This window comes from Rhodococcus sp. KRD197 (genome assembly GCF_017168235.1).
In the GTDB taxonomy this organism is placed as follows: domain Bacteria; phylum Actinomycetota; class Actinomycetes; order Mycobacteriales; family Mycobacteriaceae; genus Rhodococcoides.
Map to the genome: position 1 here is coordinate 321,204 of NZ_JABFAO010000011.1, position 21,056 is coordinate 342,259.

Annotated in this window: 22 protein-coding genes; 6 read left to right on the top strand and 16 right to left on the bottom strand. The window is 64.5% G+C overall.

Going from position 1 to position 21,056, the window contains the following annotated elements:
- Nucleotides 1–34 precede the first annotated feature (34 nt).
- From J1M86_RS17290 to J1M86_RS17315, 6 genes are all read right to left on the bottom strand, one after another.
- Nucleotides 35–631 (bottom strand): regulatory protein RecX, encoded by a 597-nt coding sequence (locus J1M86_RS17290; RefSeq protein ID WP_206510776.1) that lies wholly within the window; start codon nucleotides 629–631, stop codon nucleotides 35–37.
- Nucleotides 632–646: 15 nt separating this feature from the next.
- Nucleotides 647–1,684: a recombinase RecA gene (gene recA, locus J1M86_RS17295; RefSeq protein WP_206510777.1), complete on the bottom strand. Its 1,038-nt coding sequence runs from the start codon at nucleotides 1,682–1,684 to the stop codon at nucleotides 647–649.
- A 183-nt stretch (nucleotides 1,685–1,867) separates the two neighbouring features.
- On the bottom strand, nucleotides 1,868–2,062 hold the full coding sequence (locus J1M86_RS17300) for a DUF3046 domain-containing protein (RefSeq protein WP_075840063.1): 195 nt from the start codon (nucleotides 2,060–2,062) through the stop codon (nucleotides 1,868–1,870).
- A complete protein-coding gene (locus J1M86_RS17305; protein WP_206510778.1) occupies nucleotides 2,053–3,225 on the bottom strand; it encodes a glycosyltransferase in 1,173 nt (390 codons plus the stop codon). The genes J1M86_RS17300 and J1M86_RS17305 overlap by 10 nt, the downstream gene beginning before the upstream one ends.
- Before the next feature lie 59 nt (nucleotides 3,226–3,284).
- The gene (locus J1M86_RS17310; protein WP_241260186.1) at nucleotides 3,285–4,811 is read right to left on the bottom strand and encodes a glycerol-3-phosphate dehydrogenase/oxidase; all 1,527 of its coding nucleotides are present in this window, start codon (nucleotides 4,809–4,811) and stop codon (nucleotides 3,285–3,287) included.
- A gap of 49 nt (nucleotides 4,812–4,860) precedes the next feature.
- Nucleotides 4,861–5,406 carry a TetR/AcrR family transcriptional regulator gene (locus tag J1M86_RS17315; protein WP_075840064.1) on the bottom strand — a complete coding sequence of 182 codons (546 nt, stop codon included), beginning with the start codon at nucleotides 5,404–5,406 and terminating at the stop codon, nucleotides 4,861–4,863.
- Nucleotides 5,407–5,651: 245 nt separating this feature from the next.
- On the opposite strand from J1M86_RS17315, the gene J1M86_RS17320 reads away from it, so the two are divergent.
- Together J1M86_RS17320 and J1M86_RS17325 are read left to right on the top strand one after the other, a co-directional pair.
- Complete coding sequence (locus J1M86_RS17320) at nucleotides 5,652–7,232, top strand: FAD-binding oxidoreductase (protein WP_206511097.1); 1,581 nt, start codon at nucleotides 5,652–5,654, stop codon at nucleotides 7,230–7,232.
- Between the two features lie 19 nt (nucleotides 7,233–7,251).
- A complete protein-coding gene (locus J1M86_RS17325) occupies nucleotides 7,252–8,145 on the top strand; it encodes a diacylglycerol kinase (protein WP_075840066.1) in 894 nt (297 codons plus the stop codon).
- Between the two features lie 41 nt (nucleotides 8,146–8,186).
- On the opposite strand, the gene J1M86_RS17330 is transcribed toward J1M86_RS17325, so the two are convergent.
- The 5 genes from J1M86_RS17330 to pgsA form a co-directional block, all read right to left on the bottom strand.
- Complete coding sequence (locus J1M86_RS17330; RefSeq protein ID WP_187346792.1) at nucleotides 8,187–8,360, bottom strand: hypothetical protein; 174 nt, start codon at nucleotides 8,358–8,360, stop codon at nucleotides 8,187–8,189.
- Nucleotides 8,361–8,480: 120 nt separating this feature from the next.
- The gene (locus J1M86_RS17335; RefSeq protein ID WP_230554842.1) at nucleotides 8,481–9,215 is read right to left on the bottom strand and encodes a hypothetical protein; all 735 of its coding nucleotides are present in this window, start codon (nucleotides 9,213–9,215) and stop codon (nucleotides 8,481–8,483) included.
- Between the two features lie 119 nt (nucleotides 9,216–9,334).
- Nucleotides 9,335–10,159, bottom strand: coding sequence for a PspA/IM30 family protein (locus J1M86_RS17340; RefSeq protein ID WP_075840067.1), 825 nt, complete (start codon nucleotides 10,157–10,159; stop codon nucleotides 9,335–9,337).
- 167 nt (nucleotides 10,160–10,326) lie between these two features.
- The gene (locus J1M86_RS17345; RefSeq protein ID WP_075840068.1) at nucleotides 10,327–10,683 is read right to left on the bottom strand and encodes a helix-turn-helix domain-containing protein; all 357 of its coding nucleotides are present in this window, start codon (nucleotides 10,681–10,683) and stop codon (nucleotides 10,327–10,329) included.
- Between the two features lie 216 nt (nucleotides 10,684–10,899).
- Nucleotides 10,900–11,517 carry a CDP-diacylglycerol--glycerol-3-phosphate 3-phosphatidyltransferase gene (gene pgsA, locus J1M86_RS17350; RefSeq protein WP_206510781.1) on the bottom strand — a complete coding sequence of 206 codons (618 nt, stop codon included), beginning with the start codon at nucleotides 11,515–11,517 and terminating at the stop codon, nucleotides 10,900–10,902.
- 140 nt (nucleotides 11,518–11,657) lie between these two features.
- Between pgsA and J1M86_RS17355 the strand changes: the two genes are divergently transcribed.
- Both J1M86_RS17355 and J1M86_RS17360 read left to right on the top strand, forming a co-directional pair.
- Nucleotides 11,658–12,242, top strand: coding sequence for an amino-acid N-acetyltransferase (locus J1M86_RS17355; protein WP_241260187.1), 585 nt, complete (start codon nucleotides 11,658–11,660; stop codon nucleotides 12,240–12,242).
- Between the two features lie 61 nt (nucleotides 12,243–12,303).
- Nucleotides 12,304–12,585: a YciI family protein gene (locus J1M86_RS17360; RefSeq protein ID WP_206510782.1), complete on the top strand. Its 282-nt coding sequence runs from the start codon at nucleotides 12,304–12,306 to the stop codon at nucleotides 12,583–12,585.
- Between the two features lie 50 nt (nucleotides 12,586–12,635).
- Here the strand turns inward: J1M86_RS17360 and J1M86_RS17365 are convergent, their stop codons facing one another.
- Together J1M86_RS17365 and J1M86_RS17370 are read right to left on the bottom strand one after the other, a co-directional pair.
- Nucleotides 12,636–15,302, bottom strand: a complete 2,667-nt coding sequence (locus J1M86_RS17365) for a DNA translocase FtsK (protein WP_206510783.1) — start codon at nucleotides 15,300–15,302, stop codon at nucleotides 12,636–12,638.
- Nucleotides 15,303–15,394: 92 nt separating this feature from the next.
- Nucleotides 15,395–16,018 carry a TIGR03085 family metal-binding protein gene (locus tag J1M86_RS17370; protein ID WP_206510784.1) on the bottom strand — a complete coding sequence of 208 codons (624 nt, stop codon included), beginning with the start codon at nucleotides 16,016–16,018 and terminating at the stop codon, nucleotides 15,395–15,397.
- Between the two features lie 62 nt (nucleotides 16,019–16,080).
- On the opposite strand from J1M86_RS17370, the gene J1M86_RS17375 reads away from it, so the two are divergent.
- Nucleotides 16,081–16,863 (top strand): sulfite exporter TauE/SafE family protein, encoded by a 783-nt coding sequence (locus tag J1M86_RS17375; RefSeq protein WP_206510785.1) that lies wholly within the window; start codon nucleotides 16,081–16,083, stop codon nucleotides 16,861–16,863.
- A 12-nt stretch (nucleotides 16,864–16,875) separates the two neighbouring features.
- Here J1M86_RS17375 and J1M86_RS17380 read toward each other — a convergent pair whose 3' ends face one another.
- The 3 genes from J1M86_RS17380 to thyX all read right to left on the bottom strand — a co-directional run bounded on the left by J1M86_RS17380 (nucleotide 16,876) and on the right by thyX (nucleotide 20,431).
- Nucleotides 16,876–18,702, bottom strand: a complete 1,827-nt coding sequence (locus J1M86_RS17380) for a ribonuclease J (RefSeq protein WP_241260188.1) — start codon at nucleotides 18,700–18,702, stop codon at nucleotides 16,876–16,878.
- The gene (gene dapA / locus J1M86_RS17385) at nucleotides 18,699–19,607 is read right to left on the bottom strand and encodes a 4-hydroxy-tetrahydrodipicolinate synthase (protein WP_075840071.1); all 909 of its coding nucleotides are present in this window, start codon (nucleotides 19,605–19,607) and stop codon (nucleotides 18,699–18,701) included. Before dapA ends, J1M86_RS17380 begins: the two co-directional genes overlap by 4 nt.
- A 71-nt stretch (nucleotides 19,608–19,678) precedes the next feature.
- Nucleotides 19,679–20,431: an FAD-dependent thymidylate synthase gene (thyX, locus tag J1M86_RS17390; protein ID WP_075840072.1), complete on the bottom strand. Its 753-nt coding sequence runs from the start codon at nucleotides 20,429–20,431 to the stop codon at nucleotides 19,679–19,681.
- A gap of 144 nt (nucleotides 20,432–20,575) precedes the next feature.
- Here thyX and J1M86_RS17395 point away from each other — a divergent pair, with 144 nt between their 5' ends.
- Complete coding sequence (locus J1M86_RS17395; RefSeq protein WP_206510786.1) at nucleotides 20,576–21,055, top strand: hypothetical protein; 480 nt, start codon at nucleotides 20,576–20,578, stop codon at nucleotides 21,053–21,055.
- Nucleotide 21,056 lies beyond the last annotated feature (1 nt).

Here is a 21,056-nt window from a genome sequence, read left to right on the forward strand (position 1 = left end):
TCGTGTGTTCGACGGGACCGCTACGAGTGGACGATCACCCGTAGCTCTCACCGTCGAAGTCCTCGGTGGCAACATAGATCTGTTCGAGCTCGGCCTTGACCACCGCGAATGCCATGCCCTGCTGGTAGCCGCGACGCGCCAGCATGCCGACGAGCTTGCGGACGATCTTGTCCCGCTCCGCTCGTGCGTCAGGATCTCCGGCATCCGGAAACGACAGCGAGCGACACTTCTTGCGCACCAATTCGGTAGCGCGTTCGCGCTCGTCCTCGCTGTCGATCTGGTCGAGAGCACTCTGCGCATGTTCGGCGCTCACGCCTTTGGTGCGTAGTTCGAGACTCAAAGCTCGCTTGCCCTTGCCGGAGAAGGTGTGCCGCGAGTGCACCCATTGTTCGGCGAACGCGGCGTCGTCGACGAGTTTGGCTGCCTCCAACCGGGACAGCACTGAATTTGCCACCTCGGGTGTGTAGCCCTTCTTGGCCAAACTCGTTTCCAACTCGTGACGGCTTCGAGCCCTGTCGGTCAGCAGCCGAAGGCAGACATCTTTCGCCTGCGCCTCGGTGCCGCCACCCTCGGTCTTGGTTCGCTCGGACTTGGCTCGCTCGGACTTGGTTCGCTCGGTCTCAGGTTGCATGCAGACCTACCCGATCTAGAACTCGACAGGCGCGGCCGCGTCGTCGGTGGCGGTCACGTCTGCGCCGATCTGAAGCTTCTCCATGATCTTCTTCTCGATCTCGTCACGGATGTCCGGATTCTCCAGCATGAACTTGCGGGCGTTCTCCTTGCCCTGGCCCAGCTGATCGCCGTCATAGGTGAACCATGATCCCGACTTACGGATGAACCCGTGCTCGACACCCATGTCGATGAGCGAACCCTCGCGGCTGATGCCCTTGCCGTACAGAATGTCGAACTCCGCCTGCTTGAAGGGCGGTGCGACCTTGTTCTTGACGACCTTGACTCGGGTGCGGTTACCGACCGCATCGGTGCCGTCCTTCAATGTCTCGATTCGCCGGACGTCGAGCCGCACCGACGAGTAGAACTTCAGAGCCTTACCACCGGTGGTGGTTTCCGGCGATCCGAACATGACGCCGATCTTCTCGCGCAGCTGGTTGATGAAGATCGCGGTGGTGCCGGAGTTGTGGAGAGCGCCGGTCATCTTGCGCAGCGCCTGGCTCATCAGTCGCGCCTGCAAGCCGACGTGACTGTCACCCATCTCACCCTCGATCTCGGCGCGCGGCACGAGGGCTGCCACGGAGTCGATGACCAGGATGTCGAGGGCACCGGAACGAATCAGCATGTCGGCGATCTCGAGCGCCTGCTCACCGGTATCGGGCTGAGAGACGAGCAGCGCGTCGGTGTCGACTCCGAGCTTCTGTGCATAATCCGGGTCCAGGGCATGCTCCGCGTCGATGAAGGCCGCGATACCGCCGTTGCGCTGCGCATTGGCGACAGCGTGCAGCGCCACGGTGGTCTTACCCGAGGACTCCGGGCCGTAGATCTCGACGACACGACCGCGCGGCAACCCTCCGATACCGAGTGCGATGTCGAGCGCGATGGAACCGGTGGGAATGACGGCGATCGGCTGACGAACCTCGTCACCGAGGCGCATCACCGATCCCTTGCCGAAGTTCTTGTCGATCTGCGCAAGTGCGAGATCGAGCGCTTTGTCGCGGTCGTATGCAGCCATCGTGATCTCCTCGTATGGTGTCGTTCAGCTTCGTTCAGCGTGTTGTCGGTAACGGTAGATCGGGGTACCGACAAGAACGCCGTACCGCTGCGTGAACCGAATGACACCAGCATAGGGGAACACCTGTTCGATTGCGCCGCGCGACTCGCCGACACGCCGAGAACTTCGTCAGCAGAGACTCCGTCACCAGCGACGGCGGGGGACGTCGAATTCCTGGCACAGCTCACGCCAGACGTCCCTGGGGTCCACTCCGGCCTCGATTGCTTCCGCACCGGTGCGGCCGTTCAGACCCATGATCACGTGGTCGACGAGCATCGAATCCCCGCGCATCTGGCCGAACTCTTCTGTCAACAATTCACGGAACTCGGTCAAGCGCACGGTTCAACCGTACCGAAGCCGATCACTCCGCGACACACGGCGACGGGATCTTCCACCTCGGCCAGTGTCGCTGCCGCGACGGCCGCAGCGGTGGCGTACGCGGGATCCGAAAGCACACGGAGGACAGCATCGCCGATCGATGCTGCAGTCGCCGGCCTGACGACGACCGCACTGCCTTGCCGTTCGGCACGCTTGGCCAACTCCCACTGGTCACCGCCACCGGGAACCGCTACAACCGGCACACCATGCAGAAGCGCCTTCGCGAGCAAACCATGGCCACTACCGCACACCACGACATCCGCGCGGCGAAGCAGATCGTCTTGACGGCCGAGTCCGGCCGCAGCCCAACTCGGCAGTTCGGTAGGTGGCTCGTCCAGCATCGACGCGACGACGCGTACGCCACCGCCCGCGAGGCCGTCGATCGCCATCTCCAGCATGCCTTCGGCGCCCGTGAAGGCAGTGGAAGGCGCGATCATCACCAGGGGGTCCGTGCCCGACGGTACGGGCAACACCTCGCTCGTCGGCTCCCACAGGAGCGGCCCGACGACGTGCGCTTCGGTCGGCCAGTCCGGTCGCGGAACTTCCAGAGCCGGAATTGTCGCGATCAACCGCGCCGCGGGACCGGGGTCCTCGGCCGGTAGCCCCACCCCCACCCGTGCAGCGCTGCGCTGCGCTTTCCCCTGCGCGATGGATCGGCCCGTCGCAGCGCGCATGATCTTATCCCGTAGCCGACCTCGAATTCCGGTGCCCGGTGTCAGCCCGCTTCCGATGGGTGGTAGTCCCCGCGACGGGGCGTACAGCGGATGCGGTGACAGTTCCACCCACGCAATTCCGAGGCGCTCGGCCGCCAAACCGCCTCCGGCGGTGAGGATATCGGAGACCACCAGATCCACATTTGCGCTTCGTAGGTCGGGTAGCAATTCGGTCGAGATGAAGGCCGCTCGCGAGTGGATACGCTGACCCGCGTCCATGTCGTCGTCCTCCGGGCGCGGCGTCAAGCCTTTCAGCAGACGCGCATCGAGACCGCTGTCGGCCGCGGGGGCGATCCAGCGGGCCCCGGTGAAGAGGATCGGTTCGTCGCCTGCGCGCCGGAAGGCATGGCACAGCGCAATGGCGGGGAAGGCATGTCCGGGATCGGGACCGGCTACGACGGCTACACGCACGCGCTCAGCGTGCCACAGGTTTTCTCATCCTCGAACCAGCAAGTCAGTCCGGCTGAATGTCAGTTTTCGCGCAGGGCGCGTTCCCCCGCAGTTCGGGCGCGAAAACGGTCCGACTCCACCAACCCGATCCTGGTGCGCCGATCCAGCAGATCGTCCGCCGAACGGGCTCCCTCGTATCGCACCGAGAACGCAAGCTCGGCAGCGCACACGTCGATACCGTCGGCGATCGGCTCCAGACCGCCGGCCATCGTCTCGGCGATTGCCAGCACCAACCGCGCCTCGGTGCCGTACCGGCGTACGAGCGTCCTGGGAGCCTGGATCGAGGCCAGGCTCGCCACTGTGGCGGCACCGACCAGTGGAATGGATGCGGTCCGGCAGGGTCCAGCGGAGAGCCGCGCCGCAGACACCGCCGCGTCCACGGTCTCTTCCGCCATCAGCCGATACGTGGTGAGCTTCCCGCCGACTGCCCCGATGGGACCGTCACCGTCGTCGAACACAGCATGACGCCTCGACAACGCGGCGGTCGGTCCGCTGCCCGAACCCAAGAGCGGGCGCAGCCCGGCGAAGGTGCCCAGGATGTCCGATCTCGTGGGCGCCGGACTCACCGCGGTACCGAGGACGCCGAGAAGGAAGTCGATCTCGGCGTCTGTGGCGCGAGGCACGTCAGGAATGTCCTCCGCGGGCTCGTCCGTCAACCCCACGTACACGCGTCCGAGCGGTGCCGGCAGCGCGAAGACGAACCGATTGCGTTCGCCTGGAACCTGAATGGTGAGCGAGCACGTCAGGCCACCGAACAAGGCAGCATCGAAGACGAGGTGGGTGCCCCGACTCGGCCTCAGCGCAATCGACGGGTCCACTTTGCCCGCCCACACTCCGGCGGCGTTGACGACGATGCGGGCGTCGATTCGCGTCGCCGAACCCGTGTCCTCCTCGACCAGTGTCGCCGAGGTCCGATCTACGTCTCGGGCCGAGACACCCGTCAGTATCGACGCACCGTAGAGGGCCGCAGTGCGCGCGACTGCGACGACGAGTCGGGCGTCGTCGACGACCTGTCCGTCCCAGGACGCCACGCCGCCTCGAAGCCCGTCACGATTGACGGTCGGCGCCGACGATGCCACGTCCTCGGGGCCGATTCTTCGTGCCCGGGGCAGCACCGCAGGCGATGTGCCGGCCACGCTGCGCAGTGCATCACCGAGCGCGAGACCGGTGCGCACGACGGTCTCACCCACAGTCGACATCGACGGAAGCAGCGGCACTATTTGCATCAAAGGTCGAACGAGGTGCGGCGCGGTGCGCGTGATCAAGGTTCCGCGCTCCACTGCACTGTCGCGGGCGATCGCGAACTGACCCGAGGCCAGGTATCGCAGGCCGCCGTGCACGAGCTTCGAACTCCACCTGCTCGTGCCGAACGCCAGGTCGTACTTCTCGACCAGCACCACTTTCAATCCCCTCGACGCTGCATCGAGGGCGATACCCGCACCGGTGATACCTCCGCCGACGACCAGCACATCCACCGCATCGGCATTCCACACCGACTCCAGTTCGCGCGTGCGTCTGAGCGCGCGCAGCGCCGAACCGTAGGGCATGCGAGCGGGCATCGGGGCGGAGAGGCGGCTCAAGAGTGACGGCCCGACGTCACGGAGGTGTCGGGCGTAGGTATGCGTCGAGGGCGCGGGACATCTCGACCATCAGGTCTTCACCGGATATGCGTGAGGACACCATTTCGGCCGACTGCACAGCAGACTGCACCATCAACAGTGCGACGGTGGCGAGCTGGACGGGATCGCCGTCTCGGATGGACGAGTCCCGTTGCCCTTGTTCGATCAGAGAGATCAACGCATCGATTATCAGCGACTGACTCGTACCGAGCCGGTGCAGGATATAGGTGCCGAGAATGTCCGGGTCGGACTGCAGAATCTTGACGAAGAGGGGATGTGTGCGGATCCGGTTGCCGACTACTGCAGCCCCTTCGGAGACCAACTGGCGGATGGGAACGTCGCCGGTGAGCGACGGCATGACTGCACCGATCTCGCGGGTGAGCAGACTCGACACAACCGCACGTGTGTCAGCCCAGCGCCGGTAGACAGTGGGCCGAGAAACCTGAGCCCGACGAGCGATCTCGGCAAGCGTGGTGCGCCTGACGCCGTATTCGAGAATGCAGGAATGTGCAGCGTCGAGCACCTGGTCTTCGACGGTGCGGTCGCTGTCGGCGGTATGAACATCGGTCGAGGCGGAACCGGTGTCGACAACGGACCGTTCGATCACTGCATCCACCTCGCTCGATCTCTTCCGACTGCTACCCGTTCACGCGAACTCGCGCCTGATGCGCATCACGGAGTCCGAGTTACAAACCTGCATGTCATGTAACACTATAGATCATGCGAACAAAGTCCCGGATCGAGTTTCCCGGTACGCCTGCACCGCTGATGGCGTGGAATGCCTGGGGCGATCCGCGCGAGCGCACACCACTGAGCGAGAGGACGCGTTCGGTTCTCGAGGCGGTCCTGGGTATCCCCACACATGAGCAACCGACAACCGGCGACGACGCGGTTCGCCTGCACAGGTCGCGGCTCACGGACCACCGCAGACATGGCCTGGAGACCATTGTCGGAACCGAACATCTCTCGACCGACGACGAGGTACGCACTCAGTTCCTCGGCGGCAAAAGCACACTCGATCTGTTGGCCCGGCGCAGCGGATCGATCCAGAATGCGCCCGATGCCGTCGCATTCCCCGCCGATGCGGAGGAGGTCGAGGCGCTGCTGCGCTACTGCAGCGAAGAATCGATCGCTGTGGTGCCGTTCGGTGGCGGGACGAGTGTCGTCGGTGGTGTGGAGCCTCTCCGCGAATGGTTCGATACCGTCGTGACGATCAGCATGCGCCGGCTGTGCGCCATGACCGACCTCGACGAAGTCTCCCGCACGGCCACACTGCAGGCGGGCGTCACCGGTCCGCAAGCCGAGGAAATGTTGACCCGGCACGGGCTTTCCCTCGGTCACTATCCACAATCCTTCGAATACGCGAGCATCGGCGGATTCGCCGCGACGCGATCCTCCGGGCAGGCCTCGTCCGGATACGGACGATTCGACGATATGGTCGAAAGCGTCACCGTCGCAACGCCGATCGGGATCACCCACTGCGGTCGCGCCCCGGCCTCGGCAGCGGGCCCCGATCTGCGAGAGGTCTTCCTCGGGTCCGAGGGCGCACTCGGCATCATCACATCCGTCACCGTGAAGGTGCATCCGATTCCAGCATCGACCGAGTACCGGTCGTGGTGGTTTCCGACTTTCGCGGCCGGCTCCGCAGCGTTCCGTGAGCTGGCGGTGGATGCGGGTAGGCCCACTGTCATGAGGCTGTCCGACGAAGCCGAAACCGGAGTCAACTCCGCGTTGGCGCTCGGTGACAACGGCGACGCGCCGACCGGTGGATGCATCGCCGTTGCCACATTCGACGGTGTCCCCGCCGAGACCGCAGCGCGAGCCGCTGCCGCCGATACAACGGTGCTGCGCGCCGGTGGCACGGTCGTCGATCCCGAGCACGCCCGGAGGTGGGAGCACGGCCGGTTCGGCTCGCCGTATCTGCGTGACGCTCTGCTCGACGCGGGTGCGGTGGCGGAAACACTGGAAACGGCGACGAGTTGGGCCGATCTCGACCGGGTGCGCGGCGAAGTCGTCGCCGCCCTCGTAGATTCCCTGACGGCATCAGGTACTCCGCCGCTCGTGATGTGCCACATCTCCCACGTCTACGCCACCGGTGCCTCGCTCTACTTCACGGTGGTCTGTGCAGCGGCAGGCGACCCGGCGGCACAGTGGACTCGCGCCAAGGAAGCGGCCACGACCGCGATGGCGACGGCGGGAGCAACAATCACACATCATCACGCCGTCGGTCGCGATCACCGACCTTGGATGGCAGAGGAGGTCGGATCCGTCGGCATTGCGATGCTTCGAGCAATGAAATCCGCGGTCGACCCCGCAGGGGTGCTGAACCCTGGCAAACTGATCCCGTGAACACGGGGCCGGCGCGCGCATGAGCATCGCGGTCTCCGTCTTGACCAATCCCGTCGCAGGCAACGGACGGGCGACCCGCATTTCGAGAGAGGTCGTCACCAGACTGCGCGAGCGCGGGGCGAGTGTCACCACCATCGAGGGCCGCACCCCTGGTGATGCCCTCGAATCCGCCAAGCGAGCCGTGCGCGCTGGGACCGAAGCGCTGGTCGCGGTGGGTGGCGACGGTCTGGTCAACCTCGCCTTGCAGGCCGTTGCGAGGACGTCCACGCCCCTGGCGGTCGTACCTGCGGGAACCGGCAACGACTTGGCACGACTGCTCGGTGTCCCGCTCACCGATCCGGCGGCCGCCGCGGACATCGTGCTGGACGGACGATCGGTTTCGATCGATCTCGGCCGCGTCGATGGTCGTTGGTTCTCGACGGTGCTGTCGAGCGGATTCGACAGTCTCGTCACCGAGCGCGCGAACAAACTGCGCTGGCCGACCGGTCGTCTGCGCTACAACCTGGCGATGCTACTCGAGCTGGCCCGACTCCGGCCGATTCCCTATCGCCTGGGTCTCGACGGCGAATCGCTGGACATCGAGGCGACACTGGTGACCGTCGGCAACGGACCCACGTACGGCGGCGGGATGGCCATTTGCCCTGCGGCCCGTGTCGACGACGGTCTGCTCGATGTCACCGTGGTCCGCGCATCGAGCCGACGGCGGCTGGTCCGACTGTCTCCGACTGTGTACAAGGGAACGCATGTGTCCCTGCCCGAGGTGGAAACCTACCGAGCCGAAACCGTGTCACTCGCTGCGCCGGGAATGGTCGCCTACGCCGACGGCGAACGCTTCTCGGCGCTGCCGATAGTCATCGAAGCCGTGCCCGAAGCCGTCACGGTGTTGGTGGGCCGCACTTCGCCCCTCGGTTGACTTGCTGCCTGTTCGATCGCAGGTCTTACAGTCTTTCGACGTCACAATTTGTTGGCGTCGCGGCGTCCTCCTGCGCTGACGGCGGTGATCAACCAGTAGAGGCCGAACACTATCGCGGCAGCTATGGCCACCCAGAACAGTCCCTTGATCACCGCGCCCAGTATTGCGAACGCGAGCCAGACGAGGACGATGATGCCGAGCACTTTCCAGAACATGCGCTTTCCCTTTCGTTGTGTACCTACGATCCTGACAGCTCGAAGGCTCGGATCGTAGGTACCGACAACAAGATCAGGGAAAGATGGGGGAACACCCCGAGAGCACCGAGAGAGGGGGTTTCATCGGTGCCGACTCCGTATTGCGTTGAGCTCGGCGAGCGCAGTCGCCCAACCCTCCAACCGATCGGTGGCCGAGGTCAACTCCGCCTTGCGTCCGGCAACGGAGCTCGACGGGAGGGCATTGGGGGCGGTCAACCGGGCCGCAGCGGCGACGAGCTCCTCGAACTGATCGACACCGGAGTCGAGTTCGGTCGCGGCGCCGGTGATTGTGGCGGAGAGGTGTTCGCGCGCCCGCGCGTTGGCGTCCGCGGCACGCTCCATCGCCACGATGTCCGCGGCCATCTCCATGAGCGCCTGCGCGGCTGCCGAGGCGACATCGGTGGTGTCGGCCATCTCCACCGGATCGACGAACTCGGATCGGCTCAGAATGCCGGAAAGCTCGTAGAGACTCCGCTGCGCACCGATGAGCCGGCTCATGGGCTCGTAGGTTGCGGACGAGCGCGCGGGTAGCACCGTCTTGTTCGGCCGAGCGGCAGGAAGCGGTTGCGATCTCAATCGCCGGTAGGTACCGACTGCCAAGACTGCGGGCACAGCGAAGACAGCTGCGCCACCCCCGGCAACGATCATCGTCCATTCCGGGGCCGACCCGACGGCGAGGCCCGCGGCGGACACCGCCGAGATGCCCGAGGCGCCGCCGAACCACGATCCGCGTCGACGCGCGCGCCGCACTCGTCTGATTTGCTTCCGACGCGGATCGTTCCACCGACCGACCGCCTCGATTGCCGTTTCGCTCATCCTGCGTGCGCTGTCAGCCACGCCGCGAACCGCCGTGACGGACCCGGGAACAGGCATGGCCGACCACTTGTGTGGTCGGCCATGCCTGTACTTGTTCACGATTCGGTTCGCTGGGGCGTTCAGTTCTGCGCGGGAGGTTCGGGCGTCGTGTTTGCCGAGTTGGTGTTCGGCGACTTGGCAATCGACGGCTTGGACGCGGTGTTTCCGGACGGAAGCGACTCACCGGCCATGGAGGCTCGGATCTGTTCGAGCCTGCTGTGGCCTGCCATCTGGACCGAAGCCTGCTGCACCTCCATCATGCGGCCGGACACCGTGTTCTGCGCCAGCTCCGCAGAGCCGAGTGCGTCTGCATACCGACGCTCGATCTTGTCGCGAACCGCGTCGAGGCTCGGGGTGTTGCCCGGAGCGGACAGCGTCGAGTCCATCGACCGCAGTGACTCGCTGACCTTCTCCTGCATCTTTGCCTGCTCGAGTTGGCTGAGCAGCTTGGTCCGCTCGGCAACCTTGGCTTGCAGGGCCATCGCGTTCTGTTCGACGGCCTTCTTCGCCTGCGACGCCGCCTGCAGCGACTGATCGTGCAGCACCTTCAGGTCCTCGACGCTCTGCTCAGCGGTGACGAGCTGCGCCGCGAACGCCTCGGCGGCGTTGGTGTACTGCGTTGCCTTCTCCACGTCACCGGCGGCATTGGCCTGGTCAGCCAGTGTGACCGCCTGGCGAGCATTGGCGTTGAGCTTTTCGACCTCGTCCAGTTGACGGCTCAGTTTCATCTCCAGCTGACGCTGATTGCCGATCACCGAGGCCGCCTGCTGAGACAGCGCCTGGTGCTGTCGTTGCGCATCCTCGATGGCCTGCTGAATCTGAACCTTGGGGTCGGCCTTCTCGTCGATCTTGGAATTGAAGAGCGCCATCATGTACTTCCAGGCCTTGACGAAAGGATTAGCCATGGGTTGATCCTGCCTCCATCCAGAGCGACGTTGTCGCGCGTAGGGGGTCGGCTGACGTGTGCAGCGACCTACGATGAGTTGCCCGTGTCACGAGAATACTGGTCTGGTCGAATTGCCGTGGAACTGTGTCACCAATGCAGTTGCGCGGGCTGGTGCAAGCCCGTTGCTCACGCTGCGGCGAGGGCTCGCGCAGGCGCCGGAATAACCACCCTCGTCTCGCCCGCGATGCGGGGCGAGGTGTCCTCGGCACCCACCGAGGCGGGCGTCTCGGCAGCACGCGCTGCGGCCGAGGATTCCGACAGGCATTCGCTCACATCGCTCATGACGTCGGCCAAGGGCACGGCGAGAGCGTCGCAGATCGCGGCGAGCAACTCGCTCGAGGCTTCTTTCCGTCCACGTTCTACTTCCGAGAGATACCCCAGACTGACCCGTGCCGTGTTCGATACCTCGCGCAGTGTGCGACTCTGCGCAACACGAGTGCGCCGCAAACTGTCGCCGAGTGCTTCACGCAATAGCAGCGCCATCTCGCTCCTCCTCGTTCGAGCCATGTCGTTCGAAACTGTGCTTCGTCTTCTGTACGTCCAAGTCCAGCATCTTCAGGTACAACGTAGGACGGGGCTCGATTGGTTCCCGACCCTATACCGCCGATGCACCTTCGAGACGCTGCTGCAGCAACGACACGGCTAGTCGGACTGTATCGCGTCGAACAGCCCAACGGTCACCCGAGAGTTTCACTTCGGTCAACGGGTCGCACCTCTTCTCAGGCGCACGGCCTGGACGATGTAATCCACTCCCGTGTACACCGTGAGCACGACAGCCAAACCCATCAACGTCACCGATACGAACCGGACTTCGTCGGGTAGCGGGAACAGATAGAACCCGATAGCAACGCTCTGCAAGAGCGTCTTCACCTTTCCGCCGCGGCCGGCCGGGATGACACCGTGCCGGATCACTGCGAACCGCACGCCCGTGATGGCAATCTCGCGGGCCGCGATCACGATGGTGACCCACCACGGGAGGTCGCCCAGAATCGACAAACCGACCAGCGCGGCGCCGATCAGCGCCTTGTCCGCGATGGGGTCGGCCATCTTGCCGAAATCGGTGACCAGTCCGTATTTGCGTGCAAGTTGGCCGTCGACACGGTCGGTGATCGCGGCTACCGCGAACACGACCGTCGCGCCGATCCGCCATGCGGGGTCCTGACCGTCGTCGACGAACAGTACGACGAGGAAGACGGGAACCAGGGCGATCCGAAGCACGGTCAGAACGTTCGCAATGTTGAGTATCGGAACCGCTTCGGACCCTGTCGAAGAGTTGCCGTGCGGAGGCCGCGGAGTCGGCGGAACCTCCCCGGTCATGCCGCCCCGCCAGATTCTTCGGCGTCCCGGAGGACATTGATAGCGAAAGGTCGACGACGGTGTCCAGGTTCGTGGGTGGCGAGTTCGATTACGGACACACGAGAAGAATATCGGTTGGAGCGTTGGCTACTGTTCACCACATGACTTCTGCGCCGAATCGGGCCGGTCGACCTCCCGTCGACGACGCGTCCGACCCGAGTTCGAACTCACGGCTCCTCGCCCACGGCGGCGACGATGTAGTGGTTCGACGTGCGCGAACATCCGACATTCCCGAGATCAAACGCCTGATCGACATTTACGCCGGGAAGATTCTGCTCGAGAAGAACCTCGTGACGTTGTACGAGGCGGTGCAGGAATTCTGGGTGGCGGAGCGAGCCGGATCGGTGATCGGGTGCGGCGCCCTGCACGTGTTGTGGGCTGATCTGGGCGAGGTGCGCACGGTGGCGGTGGATCCGTCCGCCAAGGGTCACGGGGCCGGGCACTTGATCGTCGACAAATTGGTCGACGTTGCACGCGAACTGGCCCTGCAGAAGCTGTTCGTACTCACCTTCGAGGTGGACTTCTTCTCCCGACATGGATTCGCCGAGATCGAAGGGACGCCCGTCACCGCCGAGGTGTACGCGGAGATGTGCAGGTCGTACGACACCGGTGTCGCCGAGTTCCTCGATCTGAGTTACGTGAAACCGAACACGCTGGGCAACACCCGGATGTTGCTCTCGCTCTGATGTCGATCACACCTGATGTCGATCTCACCTGATAATGACAACCGATAGGAAATGGACACACATGGCCCTCTTCGCCGTCGCATACACGTACTCCCCCGCCACGACGGACGGTCGTGACACGCATCGCGCAACCCACCGCGCTTGGCTCGGCGAACTTCTCGAACGCGGTGTCCTCGTCTCGAGCGGCCCCTACACCGACGGCAGCGGCGCGCTCATCCTCGTGGAAGGTACCGACGTCGCATCGGTTCGAGAACTCTTCGCGCAGGATCCGTTCGCGGTCGAGAATCTCATCGAGGAGTCCTCGATCACCGAGTGGAAGCCGGTGATGGGCGCCTTCGCCTGACGGTGCTTCGCGGCCCGCGGCGGAGCCTGTGACACTCTGCGGAGCAGTGTTCAGTCTTCCGCCGGAGCCTCGTCCGGGTCGCCGCCTTGGATCGACCACAGCAGCCCGTCCAGTTCATCAGGCTTGATCAGCACCTCACGCGCCTTGGAGCCTTCACTCGGCCCGACGACTCCGCGGTTCTCCATCAGGTCCATCAACCGGCCAGCCTTCGCGAAGCCCACCCGCAGCTTGCGCTGAAGCATCGAGGTCGAACCGAACTGGCTGGAGACAACCAGCTCCACCGCCTGGAGCAACACACCGAGATCGTCGCCGATATCCGGGTCGACATCCTTCTTCTCCGACGCCTTGCTCGCGGTGACGGTCTCGTTGTATTCCGGTTCCGCCTGATTCTTGGCGAAGTCGACGACCGCCGTGATTTCCTCGTCGGTGATGAAGGCGCCCTGCAGGCGAGTGGGCTTGCCGGCTCCCATCGGCAGGAACAGCGCATCACCCATACCGATGAGCTTCTCTGCACCGGGCTGATCGAGGATGACCCGTGAATCGGTGAGCGAGGATGTCGCGAACGCGAGCCTGGACGGGACGTTGGTCTTGATCAGACCGGTCACGACGTCCACCGACGGTCGCTGCGTTGCCAGCACCAGGTGAATGCCGGCAGCGCGAGCCTTCTGCGTGATTCGCACGATGGCGTCCTCGACGTCCCGCGGTGCGGTCATCATCAGATCGGCGAGCTCGTCGACGATGGCAAGGATGTACGGATACGGCCTGTAGACGCGTTCACTGCCCAGTGGTGCGCTGATATCACCGGAGCGCACCTTCTTGTTGAAGTCGTCGATGTGCCGAACCTTGTTGACCTGCATGTCCTGATAGCGCTGTTCCATCTCCTCGACCAGCCACGCCAGGGCCGCGGCAGCCTTCTTGGGCTGCGTGATGATCGGGGTGATGAGGTGGGGGATCCCCTCGTACGGTGTCAGCTCGACCATCTTCGGATCGATCAGGATCATCCGTACCTCGTCCGGTGTCGCGCGGGCGAGCAGTGAGACGAGCATCGAGTTCACGAAGCTCGACTTACCGGAACCGGTGGAACCCGCCACCAGCAGGTGCGGCATCTTGGCCAGGTTCGCGCTGATGAACTCGCCCTCGATGTTCTTGCCGAGGCCGATCACCAGCGGGTGATGATCCTTGCGCGTGGACGGCGCAGTGAGCACGTCGGCGAGACGAACCATTTCGCGGTCCGAGTTGGGCACCTCGATGCCGACTGCAGACTTGCCCGGGATCGGGGCCAACAGCCGCACGTTGTCGGTAGCCACTGCATAGGCGATATTGCGGGCCAGTGCGGTGATCTTCTCGACTTTGACGCCCGGGCCCAGTTCCACCTCGTATCGGGTGACTGTCGGGCCGCGCGTGAATCCGGTGACCGCCGCGTCGATCTTGAACTGATCGAGAACATCGGAGATCGCCTCGATCATCGCGTCGTTGGCCTGGCTGCGAGTCTTGGGCGGATCGCCGTCGATCAGCAGCGAAAGCGATGGCAGGGTGTAGTCCCCGTCGACGACGCGATCGACGACGATCTTGTCGTCCTCGGTGGCACTCTTCGGTTCGGCGGCCTTGACTACAGGCTTCGCCACAGCCCGAGCAGCTGCCGCTGGTCGAGATGCCGGCGCCGGGGCCTCGGCGGCCGCCTCCGCCGCCGCAGGGTCGATGACCTCGGTCGGAGCCTCGGGCTGCGCTGTCCTCCTGCGCGTGCGCGGCTTCGCGACCGGTACGTACTCCTCGGTCGGGTAATTGTCGTACGGGTCGCTCTCGCCTGCCTTGTCGACGGGGTAGCCGTCGAAGTCGGCGTCGTGGCTGTATCCCTCGTCGCCGAAATCCGTTCCGAAATCGGCGGGGTCGTACTCTCCGTACTCGTCACCGCGGCTGTCGGTACCGAACAGCGTGCGCAGTTTGGCCGGGACGTCTCGAACGGTGGTGCCGGTCAGCAGCAGCACTCCGAACAGACCGGCGAGAAACAGCAGCGGTACCGCCAGCCAGACCGTCAGACCGTCGACGATCGGGCCACCGGCGACGTAGCCGACAAACCCGCCACCCGTCGCGCGCCCCTCCGCATCCGTCGGGAAGCCCGCAGCCATGTGCCACAGCCCGAGGACGGGAAGGATGAGCAGTATCGAGCCCAACACCAGCCGCGGCCGGATCTCGGGGTTCGGTTCCGATCGCATCAGAACTACAGCGATGGCAACACCGAGCGCGGGCACGATGTAGCCGGCGTCGCCGACCACTGCGCGCACGGCAATTTCGATCCACTCACCGATGGGGCCACCCGCGCTGAACCAGACGGCTGCAGCAACGATGACGCTGACGGCGATCAGTCCGAGCGCGATGCCGTCGCGACGGTGACCGTGCTCGATGTCCTTGGCCTTGCTGACCGTCCGGGTGGTGGCGCCGACACCTTTGGCAGCAACAGCCCAGGTCGACGTCACGCCGCGGCCGATGGCGGACATGACGCCACCATTGTTCTTGCGTGCAGGCCGACGGGGCGCTGCCGAGCGGGTGGACGCACCGCCGCGAGGCGGGGACTTTCGCGGGGCGGTCGGCTTTCGCGGCGTGGTGACCGTGCGAGCAGTACGCCCTTTCGCGGTCTTGGCTGTTCCCCCCGACGCACGCGATGACAGCGAATTGCCGGCGCCGGCTTTCGAACTTCGGGTGCTGGTCTTTCCTGCCATGCGCTCAGGTTAGTCGCAATGACCCCTCGGAAACCATCCGCAACACCAGTAACAGCTTGCCCGACTTGTCCCGATGCGTTGTGCCATCGACCTCAGAAGCTTCGGTCAAGCCCCTGAACTGCTGCGATGTCGGCCTCGGTGCCCTCGAACTCGATGACCACGGCGCTACGCCCGAAGGCGTGCAGCAGCAGTTCGGACGGCTCACCCGTCAGCACCACGTGTCGACCACTCGCCTTCTTGACCGTTTTCGTTCGACCGTCCTTCGATCGGAACACCACACCGACCGGCGACGCGGAATATGCACGTCTTCCGATCAGGCCGGCAATCGTCCATAGCCTGTTCTGCAGCGAAGCCGACAACGTGCGTTGAGTCCAGTCCGGCCCCGCCCGGCGGAGATCCTCATGGTGAACGAACATCTCCCCCACGTTGATCACCGGGTCGAGAAGCTTGAACGGTGACCAAAGGGGTGGGCCCGTCCGAATGGCCGACACCAGGTCGTCGAAAGGCTTCGCCGCCGCCCCTGCCTGCACCTTCTCGGTGTATCCGGACAGAAATGGAAGCACGATCCCGGGTGCGGCATCCAGACGCCGCTCTCGGACCACCAGGTGTGCCGCGAGATCGCGAGCTGTCCAGTCACCACACAACGTCGGGGCGTCCTCCCCCACTGCGGTCATTGTTCGTACGAGTTCGGCGCGTTCGTCCTGTGCAAGGCTCACACTCACTCACAGTACGTGCCCCGTCAGCGGTGCGGCGGTGGGTGAACCGTAATCTCACATCGGTGCCGGTATCGGAAATTGTCGTCATATTCGTCGCTGGGTTGGGCGCGGGCGCGATCAATGCGGTCGTCGGGTCCGGGACTCTGATCACGTTTCCCACGTTGGTTGCGTTCGGCTATCCCCCCGTAGTGGCCACCATGTCGAATGCCATCGGGTTGGTGGCCGGAAGTATCTCCGGAACATGGGGATATCGCCGCGAATTGCGCGGACAGTGGGGACGGCTGCGGTGGCAGATGCCGGCCTCGTTCGTCGGAGCACTGATCGGGGCCTGGCTACTACTCCACCTGCCGCCGTCCGTTTTCGCCGCCGTCGTACCGATCCTGCTGATCGGCGCGCTGGTCCTGGTCGTGGTGCAGCCCCGAATTCAGACCTGGGCCCGCCGCCGCTCCGAGGCTGCGGGCGTGGCAACCGATCACGTCAGCCGCACCAAGCTCGTACTGCTGACGATCGGCACCTTCGCCGTGGGGATCTACGGCGGGTATTTCACTGCAGCCCAGGGCATCATGCTGATCGGAGTGATGGGAGTTCTGCTGCCCGACTCGATGCAGCGGATGAACGCTGCCAAGAATCTTCTCTCACTGATCGTGAACGTGGTCGCCGCCGCGACATACACGATCGTCGCGTTCAGCGATATCAGCTGGGCAGCAGCGGGTTTGATCGCTGCCGGTTCGCTGTTCGGCGGGTCGATAGGCGCACGCTACGGCCGAAAGCTGTCGCCGTGGACTTTGCGCGCCGTCATCGTGGTCGTCGGGCTCATCGGTCTGTGGCGCCTGTTGGCAGCCTGAGCGCGCAGGAAACTACTTGTTCCCCACCGCCATGACCGTCGGAACGATCATCGGCTTGCGGCGATACTTGTCGGCGACCCAACGTCCCACCACCCTGCGAACCGCCTGCGCGATCCGGTGAGTATCGGTGACTCCTTCGGAAGCAAGACGAACGAGCTCGGCCTCGACCAACTGGCCGGCTTCCTTGAGTGCCGTGGGATCATCGGAGAATCCGCGACCCGACACCTCCGGGGCGGTGACGGCACGGCCAGTACTCGAGTCGACGGCGACCGTGATGGCAATGAATCCACCCTCACCGAGAACCAGGCGATCCGACAGGGTGGAATCACCGACGTCACCGACGGACAGACCGTCGACATAGACGTGGCCGACGGGCACCTGCCCGACGATGCGGGCGAGTCCGTCGACCATGTCGACCACCACCCCATCCTCGGCGAGGATGATTCGATCCTCGGCCACACCGGTCGCCTTCGCCAGTGCCGCGTTGGCACGCAGGTGGCGCCACTCCCCGTGCACGGGCATCGCATTGGTGGGACGCACCGCGTTGTACAAGTACAGCAGCTCGCCTGCGGATGCGTGACCGGAGACATGCACCTTCGCAGTCTGCTGGGTCACCACCGTGGCGCCGCGCTTCGCAAGACCGTTGACGACGGCGAAAACCGAATTCTCGTTGCCGGGGATCAAGGACGACGCCAGGACGACGAGATCGTTGGCCTTGACGTTGATCTGACGGTGTTCTCCGCGCGCCATTCGCGAGAGTGCCGAGAGCGGCTCGCCTTGAGACCCGGTTGAGATGAGCACGAGCCGGTCGTCGGGCAATGTCGCCGCCGTGTCGACGGTGACTTCGAGACCGTCGGGCACCCGCAGGTACCCGAGATCCTGGGCTATCTGCATGTTGCGCACCATCGACCGACCGACGAATGCTATCCGACGGTTGTATCGCTCAGCCACGTCGATGACCTGCTGAATTCGGTGCACGTGGCTCGCGAACGACGCCACGATCACGCGCTGCTTGGCCTTGCCGATGACGGTGTCGAGGACTCCGCCGATCTCGCGCTCAGGGGTGACGAAGCCGGGGACTTCGGCGTTGGTCGAGTCCACCAGGAACAGATCGACACCTTCGTCGCCGAGACGTGAGAAGCCTGCGAGGTCGGTGAGCCGTCCGTCGAGCGGCAGTTGGTCGAGTTTGATGTCGCCGGTGTGCAGCGTCAGGCCCGCGTCGGTGCGGATCGCGATGGCCAGAGCGTCCGGAATCGAGTGGTTGACCGCGAAGTACTCGCACTCGAACGGCCCATGGTTGGTCTTCTGGCCCTCGATGACCTCGACGAGGTTGGGGCGCAACCGGTGTTCACGGCACTTGGCCGCCACCAGCGCGAGCGTGAACTTCGATCCCACGACCGGTACGTCCGGACGCAGACGAAGCAGGAACGGCACCGCGCCGATATGGTCCTCGTGACCGTGTGTGAGAACGACGGCCTCGACGTCGGCCATCCGGTTCTCGATGTGCCGGAAGTCCGGCAGGATCAGGTCGACGCCGGGTTGCTGGTCCTCGGGAAAGAGCACACCACAGTCGACGATGAGCAATTTTCCCTGATGCTCGAACACCGTCATGTTGCGGCCGATTTCGCCGATGCCGCCCAGCGCGACTACGCGCAGGCCCTTGAACGGCGCTGCGGGCGGCGTACCGAGTCGGTCGGTCGGGTCGAATTGTGTTCGAGCGTCGGGGCGAACCGTCCGGGCCGAACTTTGCACGATCGGTTTCGCGGACTGCGCCTGCCTGTCGGCAGGCGGACCTGCACTTCGGGTTGCGCGGCCACGCGATCGTGCTGGTCGGCTCATACAAGCACTCCTGCTGCTCTCAGATCCGCTGCAAGCATGTCGATCTGGTCACTGGTGGGCGGCACCTGGGGAAGCCTGGGCTCGCCCACGTCCAGTCCGATGAGCCGCAGACCTGCCTTGGCGGCGCTGACGCCGCCGAGTCGGGCCACGCTTCTGGTCACCGGAATGAGGCTTGCATTGATGGCCCGCGCCCTTGCATTGTCACCCGCCATGAAGGCGCTGTGCATTTCGCGCAGTCGGGCCGGCACGAGGTGGCCGATGACGCTCACGAATCCGGTAGCGCCCACCGACAGCCACGGCAGGTTGAGCGGATCGTCGCCTGAGAAGAATTGCAGCCCTGTCGTTGCGATCAATTCAGCGCCGGCGTTGAGGTCCCCCTTGGCGTCCTTGACGGCAAGGATCCGAGGGTGCTCGGCGAGCCGACGCAGCGTCTCGGTCTCGATGGGAACGACCGAGCGCGGCGGAATGTCGTACAACATCACCGGCAGGTCCGTCGCGTCGGCGACTGCGGTGAAGTGCGCGAAGAGCCCCGCCTGCGGCGGCCGAGAGTAGTACGGCGTGACCACCAGGAGGCCGTGGGCGCCTGCGCGGGCCGCGTCGCGGGCCAACTCGACGCTGTGCGCGGTGTCGTTGCTTCCTGCTCCGGCAATAATGCACGCGCGGTCCCCGACGGCCGCGATGACCGCGCGCATGAGCTCGAGCTTCTCGTTCTCGGTGGTGGTAGGTGATTCACCGGTGGTACCTGCGAGGACCAGCCCGTCGTTACCCTGCTCGACCAGGAAATGAGCCAGCCGTACTCCGGCGTCGATATCCAACTTTCCGTCGGGGGTGAACGGGGTCACCATGGCGGTCAGCACCGTGCCGAACGGGGAGTGGATCGCAGGAGCGGGATCACCGTATGTCATGGTCAGAAAGGTTACCCGGTGCAATGCGCGCTAACTCGCGGCGGGACGGAACTTCGCCCGAGAGCGGGCGGTCAGTTCTCGGTGACGAACGGGCTGTGCGCCACCTCGGAACCATCCGACAGTGCGGAAATTTCGAAATCGCCGAAGATGTCCGGCGCGATCGAGGCCAGTTGCCTCAGGCATTCGACCGCCAGACGTCTGATTTCGACGTCCGCGTGTTCGGAGGCGCGCATCGACACGAAATGCCGCCAGGCCCGGTAGTTGCCCGTGACGACGAGCTTCGTCTCGGTCGCGTTGGGGAGAACAGACCGCGCCGCCTGGCGCGCCTGCTTGCCCCGGAGCGCGGAATTGGTGACGCCGTCGAGCTTGTGCTCGAGTGCATTGAGCAGTTCGACGTAGGCAGCTCTGCTTGCGTCCGTTGCTTGCTCGAACAACGCTTCCAGCTCGGCGTCCCCTGCAACAGCGGGCGGGGCGATGACGTTGGCGTCGCGCTCGGGCACGAAGCGCTGGGAGAGCTGGGAGTACGAAAAGTGGCGATGCCGGATCAGCTCATGCGTGCACGACCGCGAGATCCCCGTGATGTAAAAGCTCACCGATGCATGCTCGAGGACGGACAGGTGCCCGACGTCGAGTAGGTGCCGCAGATAGGACGCGTTCGTCGCAGTTCGCGGGTTCGGTTTGGACCAACTCTGGTAGCACGCGCGGCCGGCGAACTCCACGAGCGCTTGTCCCCCGTCGGCATCGGTCTCCCACGGGATGTCCAAAGGCTCGACGAACTCGGTCTTGGCGACCAATTCAACCTTCAGTGACACCGTCTTCGACACTGCGCATTCCTTCGCTAGTACAGCTGACAACTCACACAAACCCTATCCACGAACCTCGCGAGCACCCGGCCGACGCCAAATCGGCGTCACGATGACGACAATTCGACGCTTGCACGACGCCACTTTAGACGTCACACTGACACCATGGAACTAGACAGGTATACCGCCTCGCTACGTGCAGATCTTCTGGCAGCCGCATCGCTCGGCGACGACCACACCAGAAAGACCGCCGAAGCACTCGCCAACGCGGCACAGGCGTCTGCACGGCTCATGCTCCTCGAAGCGATGTCCGAGTTCGCCGACGAGATCTCCGACCGAATCGACGGGTATTCCGTTCATCTCAAATTGTCCGGGAACGAGGCGTCGGCCGACGTCATCCGTGAGGCCATCGACGAGGCTGCCGAAAGGTCGGCCGGAGCGATACCGTCCGATGGTGACGAATACCCGACGATGGACGATGTCACAGGCGAGGTGCGTCGCGTCACCCTACGCATGGTCGAACACGTGAAGGAACGGGCCGAACAAGCAGCGTCCATGAATGGCGTTTCGCTCAATTCCTGGCTCTCGCAAGCAGTTCAGGATGCACTACGTGAACAGGTTCGCAACAACCGCACGCGGTACTGAG